The sequence below is a fragment of the Nostoc sp. DedQUE04 genome (assembly GCF_034530995.1).
Lineage (GTDB): Bacteria > Cyanobacteriota > Cyanobacteriia > Cyanobacteriales > Nostocaceae > Nostoc.
Genome location: NZ_JAVRCA010000012.1, coordinates 120121 through 135915 on the forward strand (window position 1 = coordinate 120121; position 15795 = coordinate 135915).

Consider the following 15795-nt stretch of genomic DNA (forward strand, 5'->3'; position numbering starts at 1 on the left):
GTTTTAGTTGCAAGCTGCTGTCACATTTGCAAACAGAATGTTTTGAGCAATGAATAACACCAGAGTTATAAAAAATATCCCTACTGGTTGCTGAACCATTTGCGTTACTTCTTGCCCATCACCTAATGCATTGGCAACCTTCACTCCTGATGACACGAAATAAATGAATAACATCACTGTTATCGCTGCGTTTATCACTCCTGGTAAGCCATTTATTAATGCATTTCCTTGAGCCGATGCTCCACCAAACATACACGTCATTGCTATTTGTGCTGGGTTAAACAAACCAAATGCTTGTGCTGGTCTTGTTTGGCTAGCAACAATCAAAGTTGTACCAACCGTATATATCTGATATTGGTATCTCAAACCTACTTTACCAATCAGCTTGGCAATCACCTGATTCTTAGTTTTAGCTCTTTGGCGTGAACCACGTTCCTTTGTATTACTTACCAAAACAATCCCTCCTTTATTTGTCATAAATAGTCAGATAAGTCTAATTGTGTTACCTCGAAACTTAAGAGAAGAATACATTCGTCAGAATCAAGAGTATGCCGATTCAGTGGAAACTCTGGGCGCAGGCTGACTCCGTGTTGCAACACTAAAGCAGAATTTATTTGAGATAAATATTCACCATATTTATTTTCTTTCTACTGGTAGTAACTGGATTATACTATCACATCAAATAAAGCTGGAGGCAAACTTAACAAGCTTTTTTATGAACTTTTCTTACAGGAATGTAAGACAAAATTCAAATATTATCGTCTTACTTTATTCAGTTATTCATTGATAAGCTTACTCAACAATTAATTTCTCTCTCTCTAATCAGCCTTTTGATTGTGGTTGATAAACTTGTACCCCAATCAGAGGCGATTTTCTCTAACCTTTCACGTTCAAACTCATCTAGATAAACTGGTAAAGAAGCTTTTTTCTTTTTAGAATTCTTCATAGATAACTTATCTCTTACTTTTGACATATTATGCTAATTTCTCTATTTTTTAAGCTAAATATTCTGACTTCTATAATGTTTTTATGATATTATTACAATATTACTTTATTCTCAGGTTATGCGATTACACCCATACTTGTAGGAGCATATTATAAGGGGAGTCAAATTATGCGTTCCAAGTCAAATAAACATAATTCTGCCAGTGTTACACTTCGCGTAGAACCAAAATATGTGAGTGATTTAAAGCTCTATTCACAGGTGGTTGGAAGAAATCAATCTGAGATTCTGCGGGAATTACTTATATCTGCCCTCAACTCCATCCCAGAACATCAAAGAAGAGCTATGGAAATTATTGCTCAGTGCAGAACCTCTAACTGATTGCCAATTCTCACTTGTAGCTCTACTACAACCCTCCTAAGAAAGTGAGGGTTTTATTATTATTAAGCAAATTTTTTTCAAACTACTAACAGGAGCATAATCTCTGCAAATCCCTGATACTTCATTAACCACACACCAAAAATACTTGTCAATATATATTGAAAAAACATTGGGAGGAAAAAGAGATAAATCTGCTCCCTAACTCGAGCGACGGCAATCCTAACTGATGTACTGAATTAAACCCGTGCCTAACTTCTGAACAGCGATCGCCTGGGCGTGGGCGCTTGAGCCATCGCATCCAAAGACTACTGCTTAACTTACACTTTTAAAATCTATGGCTATTCCAGCAGCACAGTTAAAGATCGGCCAATCAGTAAGGTATTTGATTGGGACTCGAAGTGGTATGAGTGCAGCAATAACCGATATCAGCAAATCATCTCTTAGTCTCAAAAATACTTATATTGTTACTTTGACCTTTGATGATGATTCACTACCAAATCACTTAAAAACACAGCAACTCACTGTTTACGACGAATTGCTTGAAGGTTGTGAAATAATCACATTTTAAAAAATTAAAATTGGCAACAGCAGAGCGCACATTCACTGCGACAAGTTGAAATTAACCAAAATACTAACTTACCGGATGATAAAATCCCGTCTGATAGTTAAATTCCCACCCAATACCGGATCTATCTTTGCCCTTACACCATGCTACAAAAAGCGGTGGGGGGAGTTTAATTCGCTCCTTGCTTACAGTTTCCTCACTTACACCAAGTCTCTTGGCTAAACCTTCTTCAGTTAACGGTTGCATTCGGGGAGTATGCACTTTGAATGATGAATTATTGTAGTACGATTTCTGTCCCCGCTTTTGTTGGTTGTTGAGATAGTCTTGAATTTTAATGATCGCCTCAGCCAGCTGTGTCATTCGGGCACACATCCCCTCAATTTTTTCTTCTAAATCGGCGAGGTTATGGATTGCTGTGGTTTGGTTCCTATTAGATTCACTTGATAACTGTGACTCAAGCTTATCAAGTCGTGAGCAAATAGCTAACATCGTTTCATTGGTCGAATTTGAGTAACTATTATTACCAGCAAGTAAGTACTCCTCAACACTTGCCTTAATCTTAAAGTCGAGGCGTTTATCTAAATTATCGCCACCAATTGTATCAAGGTTATCTATATCATCTAGGTAAAATTCGATAAATTGGGTGAGCGTGGCTGTTGCCGTCGTCTCTTTCGACTTACAACGGGCGATAAACTGCTCCCACATTTTTTGGTCACAGTTGAAAGATGCCAGCTTTTTTTTACGCCCTGTATTGCTCATATCTACGTTTCATCTAGGTAAACCTTAACTGTCCACGCTCATTTAATCGCGTAATTTATCATGATAATTACCTTGATGCTACCATCGTCAGCACATTCCTCAACGAAGAGGGAAAGGGGAATGTCCAAACGGTAAAAGAAGCTTTGCTCCCGTTCTTTCCTCCATACGGTATAAAACCCCTGTTTTTAAATTACTGGTTCTCTTTGCCCCTTCCCCCTCATTAGAGGATTGCCTTATCCAATTTTTCATCACCTTAAAACTGTTTTGTTCTGATCGCTGATAGGATTATTAACCATCGGGGGTAGTGCAAGGGGTGAAAATTGACCGTCACGGGAAGGCAAAGGTATTGTCGCCGGAAGAAATCGGGCGTCTGTTTACCGATGGGTTGACTACAGTTAGAGACAGAACACTCGGTGCCGTGATGCTGTACACTGCCTGTCGTGTCTCCGAATGCGTCACCCTCAAAATTCAGGATGTTTATGACAGCAGAAGCAAAGTCAGACCAGAGTTGAATATTCGCAAAGGCAGTACGAAGGGGAAGCTGTCCACTCGTACAATTCCTGTGCTGGATGATCTGCGGCATCACCTGGAATTGTATAAACCCAAAGTTTCTCGTGATAGTTATCTCTTTCCTGGACGCTGGGGCCGTGGTCATTTGCATGAGGATTATGCAGCACTAATTTTTCGGAGAGGGTGCAAACTAGTAGAGATTGAAGGCGCAAGTACTCACAGCTGCCGGAGAACTGCACTGACGTTGATGAGCAATGCAGGAATTCCACTGAGAGTGATTCAGCAAATCAGCGGACATCGAAATTTGGAGCAACTGCAAGAGTATCTCGACGTAGAAGCGTCGCAAGTTCGGGGTGCGATCGCGGCATTGTCGATGCTGACACCGGTGGTAAAAGATAGTAGCAAAAGCGATAGCGCTGCTGATAACAATACTAAGTTGATGACGGATTTCTAGATCGGAAAATATAGGAAAGACGATCTAGACATGAGTTATTCCAGATAAGGGATACAAGTCTTTTCCCAAAAAACCATTTACAATTCCATTGGCAACATTTCAAGCGAAAGCCACTGATAAAAATGAGGCACAGATTGCTCTAGGTTTACGTAGCTCAGTCGCGGCGTAGGCTTTATCCCTCCATCGGCAACACTTCTTCATTCAGCAAGCTGTAAAATTCAGGAACTTGAGCTTCGACAAGTCGCAGTTCATTTGCCGCGATCGCTTCAAGTTCCAGCACGGTATCCCAGCGCAAATCCTCAACCCATCGCTTAAGGATGCCTTTAATTGCATCCACTCCACGAGAAATACCAGATCGAAGTATTTCTACGCAGTGGAGTAGCGTAATGCGATCTGTCGGAGGCGACTCAAATTCGGTAGTATCCTCCCCTTGGCAATGAGAGTTCCCTATAGCATCAAGGGGGGGTGTGGATACCAATTCGCAATTAACTTCAAGAAATTGCGAATTGCGAATTGCGAACTGGGAATTGCTCATTGGAGCTTTTTGTTCCCGTTTGCTTTGGCGATGAGCAATTACATGCATTGCAAATTCTAATTCCTCTTTAGATAAAGAAAAAAGTTTCACCTGTTCACCGCGCTTGCCAATTTTACGGAAAGTCAACTTTAGCCCCAGCTGCTCTAGCATTGTGGCCAGCAACCAAATAGGTTTACAGTCACTGGGAATAGTAAACCCAAGAATTGCTTTAACATGAGCAGCACAATGTATAGCGATCGCTGTCATATTAACTAATTGAGTATCCGAGGCGGTAACTTCATCACCCTTCACTAAACGTTTAAGAATCTGATGCAGTCCCAGGTTAAATCTAGCCAGCCACCGTGCCGAGTAATTGCCCCAGTCGATGCACAAAGGTAAATTGTCCCGTTCGGCGCGGTCTTTTTGGGTGACAATTGTTGGTGGGGTAGGATAAGTTTGCCCAGTTTTGGGGTCAGTAAACGATTCTTCGGGTGGGGCTAAAATGGCCTCAAGTCCAGCAATTGCTCTAATTAAGCGACCACCTTTATCCATTTCTACGAGTGATTCGGTTACTTCGATGCCGTAAGAATCAGAAATGCGGAATTTTTCACATTCAAAAATTTCATTAGGGTCAAGGTAATCTTTGCTCTGACGGGCACGGTACTCGCTCAAAGTAATATTCTTGGCCTTGGCAACAGCCGAATTGTGGGCACGATCCAAAGCTTGTGCTGCTGCTTTAAGACTTTCGAGAGACTGAGGATCTGAATCACTGCCCACATATATAAATGTATTGCCCATTTCGGTGAGGAGCGATCGCAAATCATCACGCAGATTATTAAGAGAATAGTGGCGGTTAGCCATAATTTGGCAGTAAGCCTCAAGCGCCCAATCTTTCTCTGCTCCCCGTTTGCCTGTTTGACGGTCAATCCGCAACAGAAAAGCGGTCATTTCATTGGTTTGGAGCAAGCGCTCTTTAATCTTGGTAGCATTGGTATCCTTGTAACCAAAGGGAGGACGTGGGGCCACCCAAATATGAAACGGGACTTTCGGGCGATAACGGTAAAGCTGTTGGGCGCATTCAGTAGCAGTTTGGGAAACGCCGTGAAACACACCAAATACTAAGTCAAAATGATACTCCGAAATATCGACACCAGTCCCCAGGCTAGGGGAAGTGAACAAGGCATCAAAGTTTTTGACGGCGTTGGTGATATCTTTGATGAAAGCGACATTTTCATCAGATCCAGAATTGTCAGAGTGAACAGACCAGATACGCCATTTTTTTTGTGTATGTGATTTTTCGGAGCTAGATTCTTCGTATTTGATAGTAAAGGATTTGTCGAGTTTTTTGATAAAACGCTTACTGTCGCTGGCAACCATGACTTTCTCACCAAGCATCAGCGCTGCCGAGATTTGGGCGACTAGGGCGCTTGAATTATCCCCCTCGTACCAATAAATTGTGCGTGAACCGTTTCGCCACTCGTTTTTAATGATGTACGGGACTTCACCTTTTGGTCGCATTGCAAGAAAGAAGTTTACCGTTAAATCGTCCATGTGTGCATCAGCGATGACGACCAGTGGCGCATTGTATACTATATATTCCAGTACCTCCAAAATGGCGGCGCGATGTTGTTTACAAGTATTACTGTGCAGCAGGTGGGTAAGGTATTGGCAGGCTTCATCTATAAATATGCAACCGTAGGTGAGAGACTGGGTATTCAGCTTATGCAAGCTGTCAATAGTAATACTAAGGGCTGGGGCCTGGGCTAAACCTGTGTAACCCAAGTCTGAATACATCGCCGTCCGCAAGCGAAGGGCAAGATTTTTCAACAAGTTAACCCGATGTCCATTGTTCAGAAATCTGGCATCAGGATTTTGGTCACGCCACCAGCGCATAAGTTCAGTTTTACCAGTACCCATGTCGCTCCAGAGTACAACCAGTCCTGATTTTGGGAAATTGAAGGTAGGGGATTTCTTCGATTTGTCTGAATCAACTTCGCCAGAATCGGTAGACTTCTTCTTTCTTTGATGTCCTTTTATAGATGGCGTGAAAAGTTGTTCCTTTTCAAGCTCATAAAGCTCAGGCACTCTCAAGCATTTTTCTTCAAGTTCAGGAATGCACAAAGCCTCAGAGAGATACTTGACATTAACAGTGACATCCGGTTTGTATTTGCTAAGTCCCCATTTTTTCGCCCGATACGAGCGCTGGTAATCTTTTAGTGATTTAGCATCATCTATAATTGCAGTTAGCAGAGCATTGGCATCTTCACCCCTGGCTACCACGAAATCATCTACACCTTTTTCTGGCCCCGGCAACAGCGCAACTTCACATTCACAACCAGCCGATTCGATTGCTTTTGCAGTACGAACAGTGGCTTGAAACACCGACCACCTGGTTTTAGCTTTTGTTTCGTAATCAAATAATATAATGAACTTGCGCCCCGCCTGAGTCATTGGTACTAAGTCAGGATGCAACCGTTCATCAAAATCTTGTTTGCCCACGCGCCCGTTCCAAATTCCAGGAAGTGCGATCGCTACAAACCCCAAAGAGAGCAAGCAAGCTGCCTTTTTTTCGCCCTCGCATAAGATAATCGGAATCTCTGGGTGTTGCTTTATCCACTCCCAAAATATTAGTGGATTGAGTTGATCCAGCAAGCGCAATGCTAAAAGCGAATGATAGCGCTTAATTAAATAACGCTTTGCAACTCTGTCCCAGATAGGGTTAGCGACATCAAAGTAGGTAACGCGGTTGGGAGTTTTGGGTGGCGACTCGTATTTGACGGGTTTCCCTTTTTGCCAATCAATGCGCGGGAAGTTGGGCTTAATTCTTCCCCATTCCATCGGTTGCCAGTTTTTGAATGGGTCAAGTGACTGAATCCACGTTCCACCTAGTAATAGGTGCTGATACATTTTTATGTATCCATCTGTTACCCGACCCGCATTCTTACGTGGGATTTTATCAGATATGAACAGGAAATCATAAACTGATTCTCCCTCAACGTGAAAGAAGTTGCGCTTAATCAACGCCGGATGAATGGCGCTACCAGCTGTTAACTCATGGTATTCTGCTGCCGTGAGATTGTTTGGATATTCAGTTGTCGCTGCATTCATCGGTTCTCCCCTCGGAATTCCTTAGAGAGAACTCTTTCAAGCTGCGAAACCCTTACTCTAGCCTGGATATTCCGAAAATTTCCCTTCGTCACAGCACAAAATTGCCGTGCGAAAGCTGCACTCGACCCCATGCGCTCTACTACTGCGCTCTTGGAGCGTTCTCTATTTCTCACGATATTTTCCCCTGATAACTTGGTTGACAAGCTCAGAGGGGGCTGCATCAGTTAACAGTCAACAGTTGACAGTTATCAAGGACTGTAAATTCCAATTGATAACTGGTAACTGATAACTGTTATTCGCGCTGCTACATCTTTTAGCTACAAAATTCGGAGTTTTTTCTTAACTAAATTTAACATTGCACTACTTAAAGAATTTTAACAGCCAAAAATCCGCCACCAAAAATTCGACGATCTGGTGACAACCCCTGTATAATAGGGAAAGCAGCGCGGATTTAACTCAGTCGGACAATTTTTGTGGTAATCTTAGTCGCCAAACTTTAACAACCACTTATTTTGTTCCTTCGAGATCAACCCCGCTCTGAGGTTATATGAAATTTAAGATTCGTACAAAGCGCGACTCCTTAGTGGCGCTTTGTGCGTTAGATGCGGGTATTGTTGTAAATTCTTCACCTCTATCTCCTTTACGTAACTATTCAGCTTTATTTTACACAACTTATGGTCTTTCCGTATCTAGCGAGATTCTGATTTTTGTTTGACTCCTCCATATTTACCAGCGTTTGTTCCAGCTTACCCTGATTGGGTAATCGCTTTTTCAAGAAGTAGCACCTAACGCAGAGGTGGTTTCTGCCTTGGGCTTGCGCTCGAAAACTTGTATGTTGGATTTCTCTAACACGAAACCCTGTTTTGCTTGCTGTCCAAGTTTACCTACAATTGCTCCTACCCATTGAGAATAATTCCTTGCAGCATCGGTCAGTTTCTTCCAAATCTTTACTTTAATTGTGGCTGAAATAATTTGTCTGTCGCAGTCTAAGTCAAAATGCTGCCAATCGTTCTCTATGTTTTTAGGTTGTGGCAGTTCATTGATTTTAATTGTGATTTCTAGTTTGCCTGCAATCATAGCTACCTCTATTAAAATGTGAGCGCTAATTCTGGTGAAGCATTAGATGTATGCACCAGTCCTGGTATATTTTTCCTAATATATTTTTTGACTATAGGTTGAAGAGTAAAACTACTTTCTTCAGAAGCAGAATCTTTAATAGTTTCAATTAAAAACTGCTTTTCCAACCCTTCTAATGCTGTAATTAAATCTGATACTGATAACGATATTGATTCTTTTTGATTCAAGCCATTTAATAAACTAGTAAAAGTAACAGGTTTTGAGTTTAAAGTTAACTCTTCTGCTATATAAATCATAATTTCTTGTTGAATTTTACTTAATAAGTAACCAAAGGCTTTATCAAGCATTGCTTGAAATTGGCTACTGAAAAGTGTAGTTCTATTTTCAAAAAACTTTTGAACACTTCCGCCAAAAAAGTGTTGAATTCTGGTAACTACCGTCTTTAGCTCTAAAGGATTGCCGTAGTAAATTTTAATTAATTCGTTGCATTTCTCTTCGTCATCCAATCCTTGATCAAAAAGAAGTTGCATTGCAGCATCAGTCTCTAAACCTTTTATTTTTAGATATTGAATAGGACGTCCTGCTATTATAAGATCCTCAAATTCATCAGGAAAGACTCGATTAGTTAAGAGCAAGCAGCTTTGATCCATTTCCTCTATTAATCTGCGAAAAAATAGTTTGTACTCTAAGTGTTGCTCTAAATTAGTTGTTTCAAACAAGGAATCAGATTCATCCAATACCAAAAGACATCGGCACGATTGCATCTGCTTGATCAGTGCTGAAACCATTGCTTGAGTAAATTTAGGTGAGTCTAGCTTAGGCTCTAAAGGTTGGATTAGCTCTATTAGCTCGGCTATAAAGTCTTGAAACAGTGGTGCATGGGCAACTGATTTCCAAATTATGCAATCAAATTTTGGTTTTGATTCTACACTAATCTCTTGTATTAGCTTTGCAGCTAATGCAGTCTTACCAATGCCTGCTACCCCTACTAACGATACGCAGCGTTGCTTTATTATTAATTCTTTTAAGCAAGATAGTTCTCCTGCGCGTCCATAAAAACTTGAGATATCAGGAGGTTTACTTCCTATAATTTGTATCCAATTTTTGACAGGGAAGCTTTTTTCTTCACTAGTAAAAGCAGATTGAGGATAATACTCTTGTGCAAGTTGCTCTAAAAAATTCCGTACATTCTTTTTAGTAACTCGCTTGCCATTTCCAATTGTTTTTGTGAGTATATCCCATAACCGAGTAGCTACGCCTCGTTGTAAGTAATTGACGCTGTAAGCTGAATTTTCTGCTATCTCTACAAACTCACGGTTATGCCACGCTCCCTTCATAATAAGTATCTCTGGTTGAGATAAGTATCTACCTCTTTTGGCAAGCACTAAATCATTGACTATTACTAAAGTTTCATCAAAACTTACTGTCACAAAAGAGTGTTTTTGCTCTAAAAGCTCTTGTTTCTTTGAAGCAAGGGGAGAATAGACTGATGATTTTAGTATTTGGACAGCATTAGAATCCATAGTTATACTCATTCTGTTGTTCGAGCGAGCGAGCGACCAACCCCATACGCTTTTTCTCAATGCAACCGCCAAGTAATAGTTTCAAATATAACTCAGTGATACTTAATTTCTCTACTTAATAGCTGTTTGCTCCAAACAAATAATAACTCAAGTCACCAATTATGCAAAGGGGACGAAAGATAGAGTAGAATCATTACTTACGTACATCTTGAAAAAGTAGTTAATAAAACTACTGCCGTCACTAGATCGCAGTAGCAGTTATCAAATTGATTACTTTAAATGCTGCTGTTAAACTACCATCGATACACAAATATTAACAAGTTTCCTAGTTCTTCTTTATTTTGAAGTTATAAAATATACTTAATTTATCGAAAATGACTACTCAAAATTTTAAATCTTCACTTACATTATCGTTGATGGGAAGAAAGACTAGATTTGGGGTAGGTAGTTTATATCTGGCTATCCTCCTGCGAATGTGAGTTACTGTATAAATCCCCTATGCGAGCAACGTCAAAATCCTAAAGACATTGAAGAATGTCTTTTTTGTGGTACTTCGCTGCTAATTAATAACCGTATCCGCTTGATTAAGCCATTAAGACCGCTGAATGAAAATCCATTCAGCTATACTGAAGTTTTTGAAGTAGAGGACGCTGGGACTCAATGGAATCCCGTCCGCAAGCAGCGAGTCATGAAAGTTCTGAAATTGAACTCGCCGAAACTGGTTGAATTAATCGAGCGGGAATCTCTTAGTTTACGACTAATCCATCATCCAAATATTCCCAAAAGTACCTTAGATGACTTTTTCACTTTTGTTCCTGTCAATACTTCTTTAACCTTACATTGCTTGGTTATGGATAAAATTGAGGGACAGAATTTAGAGGAATGGATAGAATCTAATGGGCGTATTTTGCAATCTCAAGCATTAGAATGGCTAAAAGAATTAGTTGAAATTCTTGCCGCAGTACACCGGGCTAATTTTTTTCATAGAGATATTAAACCTTCTAATATAATTCTCCAGTCAAGTGGTCAATTAGCGTTAGTTGATTTTGGTGTAGCACGGCGAGTAACTAGTACTTATTTAGCTAAAATAAGCGGAAGTGGAGGAGACAGCACGTCTAGAGGAGGAAAATATGAAATTACATCTGTTGGCACACCTCGTTACTCTCCGCCAGAACAAACTGATGGACAGGCAGTACCGCAATCAGATTTTTATGCTTTGGGTCGTACTTTTGTCCATCTACTTACTGCAATTCAACTAATCGATTTACCTACGGATAAACAGACAGGAAGATTAATATGGAGAAACAAAGCACCGCAAATTGACAAACCTTTTGGTGATTTTATTGATGAGTTGACGGCTCCTTTACCAGGGCAACGTCCGCAAAGTACTGAAGTTATCCTGCAACGATTAAAATTACTTCCTCAGCAAAGTAAAATTTATAGATTAACGAGGTCTAAAACGTTCAGAGTTAGCGCAGCAATTGGATTTATGATTTTGACAGTATTCGTGACTTTCAAAGTATTATTACCATTAAGAGCTAAATATTTACTGTCTCAAGGGGAAAAGGCTGAGGCAGCAAATAATTTTCAGACCGCACAAGAGTTTTTTGACTCAGCTATAAAAATTAATCCTCAAGCCAGATACACAATTTCCAAATTTTATTTTGAAAAAGGACTTCGTAGTACGAAGAGTCTAGAATTAGCTAAAAGATACTATGAATTAGCAATTAAATATAATGACACAAATGTAGAATCATATAATAATTTAGGTATTGTGTGTAAACAATTACAAAATTATCGGTGTGTAATAGATAGTTATGAAAAGGCTTTTAAGTTAACCTCTGATAATTGGGAAGGGCATTATGGATTGGGAACTTATTACGATGAACGAATGAAATATGATTTAGCGGAGCAACAATACCAGTTAGCCATAAAAATTAATAGACAAGCGATAATTGCTATCAATAATTTATCTAGAGTAAAAATTTTACAAGGTGATTATAATACAGCAATTTCTCTCGCCCAAGAAGGACTACAAAAAACTACAAATTCCAGATGGCAAGCAGTTTTATATAAAAATTTAGGTTGGGCAAAATTTGAGCAGAAGAAATATAGCGAGGCAAAGCGATATTTAGAGAAAGCAAAAGAATTAGATATTCAAAAAACATCTACCCACTGTTTGCTAGCAAAAGTGCAGGGAATTTTAGGTGATTTTGATAACTCTTGGCTTTCCTGGGAAGCCTGTTTGCTAACTGAATCTAGAGAACCAGAAGTTTTCATCTGGCGAGCCGAAATAATAGAAAGAATTAGACAAAAAGCTCCTAATTTAATTCAAGATTAAGCTTCTTGAATTTAATAGCCTCTCAAGAGTAACAAATTATTATTACAATTTACAATTCTAAACACCTTTTTTTATCTCTCTAATTCTTGTATGCTATTAACTTGCATATAACTATATAAAACTTTTGATGCTGAGTACACACAGGCAAAAGAGCAAAATTGGGAGAAAAGTCTACATCTGCCAAATTTTAGTAGTTGCATCAACGATACTTCTTTTAGGTTGGAGCAATGCGTGGGGTCAGGTAAAGCCAGAAGCAAAACGTAGATGTAAGGTTATTGGTCGAGTTACTAGCGTGAGCGATCTTCGCTGGCGAGTAAATAGCTTATTGTGTTCAGGAGATCGCATTACTCCAATGAATGGACGAACAGTTAATACTTTATGTTACTTGAACGGAGAATTTCTAGATTTTAAACAAAGTAGCATTTTCGATATTGAAGATAAATGTAGGCTACCGCACGACAGAGTAAGGCTATGTACGGGGTTGAACCCAACTGAATGTGACGGCATTAAAGGTCCAACAAATGTGCCAATGCTAATTAGTCCCTATGGCAGTTCAATGTTGAGTACCAGACCTGTAATTTCTTGGTATGCTGTACCTCAAGCTACTAGTTACACAGTAGTTGTTAGCGGTTATGAGTTTTACTGGGAGAAGACAGTAGATAAAACTATTACTGCACTACCCTATCCAAAAGAACAAAAAGAATTGCAATTTTTTAATACTTATAAATTTACCGTACTTGCTAATGTAGGCGATACTCCCATTAGTTCCTCTGAAACGTTAGTAGTTAGTGTTTTGAGACAAGAAGAACAAGATGCTTTCGCAGAAAGGGTAAAGCAGATTACAGAATTAAACTTACCTCCAGATGAAGCTGCGATATGGGATTTAGATGCTGTGTTTATGGCAAGAAATCTTTTAAATGAAACGATTGAGTCATTGAAAGCAAGAGTAAGAGCAGGAAGCCAAAACCCTACTATCTACCGATTATTGGCAGATAGATATTTAGAGGCATGGTTGCCAAAAGAGGCGCTTCGTGAATATAGCAAAGCAGCACAACTGGCAAAAAACACTAATAACCTAGATGAACTAGCTCGTGTACAAGAAGGTTTAAAAATAGTAGAACTTTATAACCATCCGCCAACTAGCACAAAGCCTGACCAAAAGTAAGGATGAACGTATTTAGGATTGGATGATAAACTTAATTTTGCCTGACGCAGTGCCTCTGCTTTAGTCAAACCATTTTTCAAAGCCTTGTAGAACTCTTGCATAAGTATAGCAGTGGAGCTTTCATCTACTAACCATAAGCTAGAGATTATACTTTGTGCGCCTGCTTGGGCTGCCACGCCAGCCATCCCCAATGCTGATCTTTTATTTCCTTTCGCTGTTTGACAAGCACTCAAGACTAATAACTCAATTGGATTTTCATTAGACTGAGCTTGAGATTTTATAAAATTATTAAAATCTAAAATATTAATGACTTTATCGTATGCCAAAAAGACAGTTTTTTCAGCATTAGAACTAAATTGCCCATGAGTGCTGACATGAATAATTGAAAAATCATCTTTACTTATCTCTTTGTGAAACTGTAAACTGGTGAATTTTTCATCTAACAACACTTTAGAGTTAGTAATTTGTGTTTTAATCTCTGCTACTTCTATTACTACTCCAGGCAGTGGTTTCAGTCCTTTTGGAGCATTTTCGTCATTGAAACTAGGAGACTTCTTGCTCAAGCCAGCGATTAAAGCTGTTGGCTGATTTCTAGATAAGGAATTAGGTGGTTGAATTTTATAACCTACAGTTTGTGCAAAACTGTATTGCTGTGTTAAAAACTCTTTTCCATCATGAAGTAAATCCATTGGTAGACTTTGAAAAGATGTATCTAAAGCAAAGACAAGTGTCCCTGATGAATGAAAATATATTTTAAGAGGTTTAATTAGTAGATTATAAAGTCTTTGAGAATGCAAGATAATCTCACTTTGATTATTAGAGTAAAATTTGATAGACTGAACAATATCTAATAAATTATTGACATGACTTCTAATTAGTTTAGCATCAACAGAATTGTGGTGAAGAGAGTGGTCAGGGGATTGGACAATTACTTCTATGGTGCTATCTAAATCAATAATGTGGATTATTGCAGTGGTGTTAGGCAACTCCTGAAGATTATTCAAAGGTATAAGATTGAGTCTGCCACATTGAAGAAAGTTTTTTAACTGTTCTAGTTGCAGATGTGCGTTTACTTGAATTATCTTTTCTAAATTTGGCGAAGGATCTGCTGCTAATAATCTTATATAATTCCGGTAAATAGGCTCTACTTTTTCGTAAAAAAAGAACTGAGTATCTGGATTACTACCTAAAAGGTTAGCACGAACTTGGATTAAGCTATTAATAGCTGCGTCGTAAAAATAGGAAGCTTCTTTAGATTTTCCTTGTTGGCTGTATAAATCAGCTAATTGCTGCTGCCATTCATAGACGATATCCGATGCCCGAATTGATTGAGCAAACAATAGAGCTTGCTTAAAGCAGACATGTGATTCATCGGGATTTAATTTGCCTAGAGTACCCCAACAGAATGATTGTAAAAGTTGATTGTTAATGCTTTCAGCAGTTTGCAATGCAGATTTTGCGTAATTTATAGCTAGAGACTGTAACTGTTTATTTGAAGTTTTATTTAAACTGTCAGCAAAGTTGAGTTTGGCATAAGCAGATTGGCTAACAGGTAATTCATTAAATAAAGAAGAGTTTTTGATGATTAAGTCGATTAAAGGCTGAATCTGTCGATGAATATTAGTTTTAGTAGTTGTCAATCTGCTATTACCTGATAATAATTCCTTTTTCAGCCATTTATCAAAATCTAATAATAAAGTTAAACTGTGTAGTTGAGCTTGCAGTTTTATAGCTATTGGAGCGTTTGTTGTGTTATTTACCTGTTGGTAATAGTCAAGCGATATTAACGCATTTTGGTGAATTTCAGTAACAGTGTCTTTTTGGAACAATAGTTCTCCTATCCACCTATACTCTACGCTCGAACGTTCATACATAGACTGTTTAGTATCTCCCAATGAGAGAAGAATTGAACTAATATCTGCATTGAGTGTCATCTTTTGAGCCATTGACAAAGTTTCTTTTAAAACTATTTCTGATTCACCTAACTTACCCAGCAAACGTAAAATATCTCCCAAGTTTTGTAATCCTAACAAATTTACTGGGGTTGGTTTAACTTGATAGATTGCAGTATAAAGTGCTTTTTTGCTAGATTTATCAGGCGCATTAAGTGTTGGAAAATAGCTCCAAGTATCTATTTTTAAAGCTGATAAAAGCAGATCGCAAGCATTAAGATACAAGCCTAACCCTTGTAGCGCAAGATTCTGGTTGATTAAATTTCCAGCAATGCCTTCATCTAAGTGGAGTTGACGATAAATTTTAGTGGCTTCTTTCCAAGCCTCCAGCGCCTCCAAATACTTACCTTGATTTAATAGCTCATGCCCCTTTTCAGTCAAAAGTTCTGCTTGTTCGGTGATTTTATTGACATTTTGAGCCATCAGCCGAGATGGTTTGCTGACTGCAATAAGGAAACCTGCAACACTGCAAAATAGATATCTACGTCTAGTAATTTTCACTT

The 15795-nt window shown here is 38.9% G+C and carries 13 protein-coding genes; 6 read left to right on the forward strand and 7 right to left on the reverse strand.

Annotated features, from left to right (window positions below; genetic code table 11):
• Positions 1–3 precede the first annotated feature (3 nt).
• A complete protein-coding gene (locus RM049_RS11295; RefSeq protein WP_322700419.1) occupies positions 4–477 on the reverse strand; it encodes a hypothetical protein in 474 nt (157 codons plus the stop codon).
• Positions 478–796: 319 nt separating this feature from the next.
• A complete protein-coding gene (locus RM049_RS11300; protein WP_322700418.1) occupies positions 797–973 on the reverse strand; it encodes a hypothetical protein in 177 nt (58 codons plus the stop codon).
• A 141-nt stretch (positions 974–1114) separates the two neighbouring features.
• Here RM049_RS11300 and RM049_RS11305 point away from each other — a divergent pair, with 141 nt between their 5' ends.
• Both RM049_RS11305 and RM049_RS11310 read left to right on the forward strand, forming a co-directional pair.
• Positions 1115–1324 (forward strand): hypothetical protein, encoded by a 210-nt coding sequence (locus tag RM049_RS11305; RefSeq protein WP_147262545.1) that lies wholly within the window; start codon positions 1115–1117, stop codon positions 1322–1324.
• Positions 1325–1658: 334 nt separating this feature from the next.
• Positions 1659–1892, forward strand: coding sequence for a hypothetical protein (locus tag RM049_RS11310; protein WP_322704242.1), 234 nt, complete (start codon positions 1659–1661; stop codon positions 1890–1892).
• A gap of 63 nt (positions 1893–1955) precedes the next feature.
• Here the strand turns inward: RM049_RS11310 and RM049_RS11315 are convergent, their stop codons facing one another.
• Positions 1956–2648, reverse strand: coding sequence for a hypothetical protein (locus RM049_RS11315; RefSeq protein WP_322704243.1), 693 nt, complete (start codon positions 2646–2648; stop codon positions 1956–1958).
• A gap of 313 nt (positions 2649–2961) precedes the next feature.
• On the opposite strand from RM049_RS11315, the gene RM049_RS11320 reads away from it, so the two are divergent.
• On the forward strand, positions 2962–3612 hold the full coding sequence (locus tag RM049_RS11320) for a site-specific integrase (RefSeq protein ID WP_322700414.1): 651 nt from the start codon (positions 2962–2964) through the stop codon (positions 3610–3612).
• A gap of 172 nt (positions 3613–3784) precedes the next feature.
• Here the strand turns inward: RM049_RS11320 and RM049_RS11325 are convergent, their stop codons facing one another.
• Positions 3785–7234, reverse strand: a complete 3450-nt coding sequence (locus tag RM049_RS11325) for a plasmid replication protein, CyRepA1 family (protein WP_322704244.1) — start codon at positions 7232–7234, stop codon at positions 3785–3787.
• A gap of 547 nt (positions 7235–7781) precedes the next feature.
• Here RM049_RS11325 and RM049_RS11330 point away from each other — a divergent pair.
• On the forward strand, positions 7782–7949 hold the full coding sequence (locus RM049_RS11330; protein WP_322704245.1) for a hypothetical protein: 168 nt from the start codon (positions 7782–7784) through the stop codon (positions 7947–7949).
• A gap of 56 nt (positions 7950–8005) precedes the next feature.
• Here the strand turns inward: RM049_RS11330 and RM049_RS11335 are convergent, their stop codons facing one another.
• Together RM049_RS11335 and RM049_RS11340 are read right to left on the reverse strand one after the other, a co-directional pair.
• Positions 8006–8311 (reverse strand): fertility inhibition FinO-like protein, encoded by a 306-nt coding sequence (locus RM049_RS11335; protein WP_322704246.1) that lies wholly within the window; start codon positions 8309–8311, stop codon positions 8006–8008.
• 11 nt (positions 8312–8322) lie between these two features.
• Positions 8323–9834 (reverse strand): ATP-binding protein, encoded by a 1512-nt coding sequence (locus tag RM049_RS11340; protein ID WP_322704247.1) that lies wholly within the window; start codon positions 9832–9834, stop codon positions 8323–8325.
• Positions 9835–10309: 475 nt separating this feature from the next.
• On the opposite strand from RM049_RS11340, the gene RM049_RS11345 reads away from it, so the two are divergent.
• Positions 10310–12175: a serine/threonine-protein kinase gene (locus tag RM049_RS11345; protein WP_322704248.1), complete on the forward strand. Its 1866-nt coding sequence runs from the start codon at positions 10310–10312 to the stop codon at positions 12173–12175.
• A 127-nt stretch (positions 12176–12302) separates the two neighbouring features.
• A complete protein-coding gene (locus RM049_RS11350; RefSeq protein WP_322704249.1) occupies positions 12303–13340 on the forward strand; it encodes a hypothetical protein in 1038 nt (345 codons plus the stop codon).
• Here RM049_RS11350 and RM049_RS11355 read toward each other — a convergent pair.
• Positions 13298–15793 (reverse strand): CHAT domain-containing protein, encoded by a 2496-nt coding sequence (locus RM049_RS11355; RefSeq protein ID WP_322704250.1) that lies wholly within the window; start codon positions 15791–15793, stop codon positions 13298–13300. The two genes, RM049_RS11350 and RM049_RS11355, sit on opposite strands and share 43 nt — an antisense overlap.
• Between the last annotated feature and the right edge of the window lie 2 nt (positions 15794–15795).

Bases quoted from the DNA above. Each gene is read 5' to 3' on its own strand.
- RM049_RS11295 (WP_322700419.1), bottom strand. From the start codon at position 477: ATGACAAATAAAGGAGGGATTGTTTTGGTAAGTAATACAAAGGAACGT.
- RM049_RS11300 (WP_322700418.1), bottom strand. From the start codon at position 973: ATGTCAAAAGTAAGAGATAAGTTATCTATGAAGAATTCTAAAAAGAAA.
- RM049_RS11305 (WP_147262545.1), top strand. From the start codon at position 1,115: ATGCGTTCCAAGTCAAATAAACATAATTCTGCCAGTGTTACACTTCGC.
- RM049_RS11310 (WP_322704242.1), top strand. From the start codon at position 1,659: ATGGCTATTCCAGCAGCACAGTTAAAGATCGGCCAATCAGTAAGGTAT.
- RM049_RS11315 (WP_322704243.1), bottom strand. From the start codon at position 2,648: ATGAGCAATACAGGGCGTAAAAAAAAGCTGGCATCTTTCAACTGTGAC.
- RM049_RS11325 (WP_322704244.1), bottom strand. From the start codon at position 7,234: ATGAATGCAGCGACAACTGAATATCCAAACAATCTCACGGCAGCAGAA.
- RM049_RS11330 (WP_322704245.1), top strand. From the start codon at position 7,782: ATGAAATTTAAGATTCGTACAAAGCGCGACTCCTTAGTGGCGCTTTGT.
- RM049_RS11335 (WP_322704246.1), bottom strand. From the start codon at position 8,311: ATGATTGCAGGCAAACTAGAAATCACAATTAAAATCAATGAACTGCCA.
- RM049_RS11340 (WP_322704247.1), bottom strand. From the start codon at position 9,834: ATGGATTCTAATGCTGTCCAAATACTAAAATCATCAGTCTATTCTCCC.
- RM049_RS11350 (WP_322704249.1), top strand. From the start codon at position 12,303: ATGCTGAGTACACACAGGCAAAAGAGCAAAATTGGGAGAAAAGTCTAC.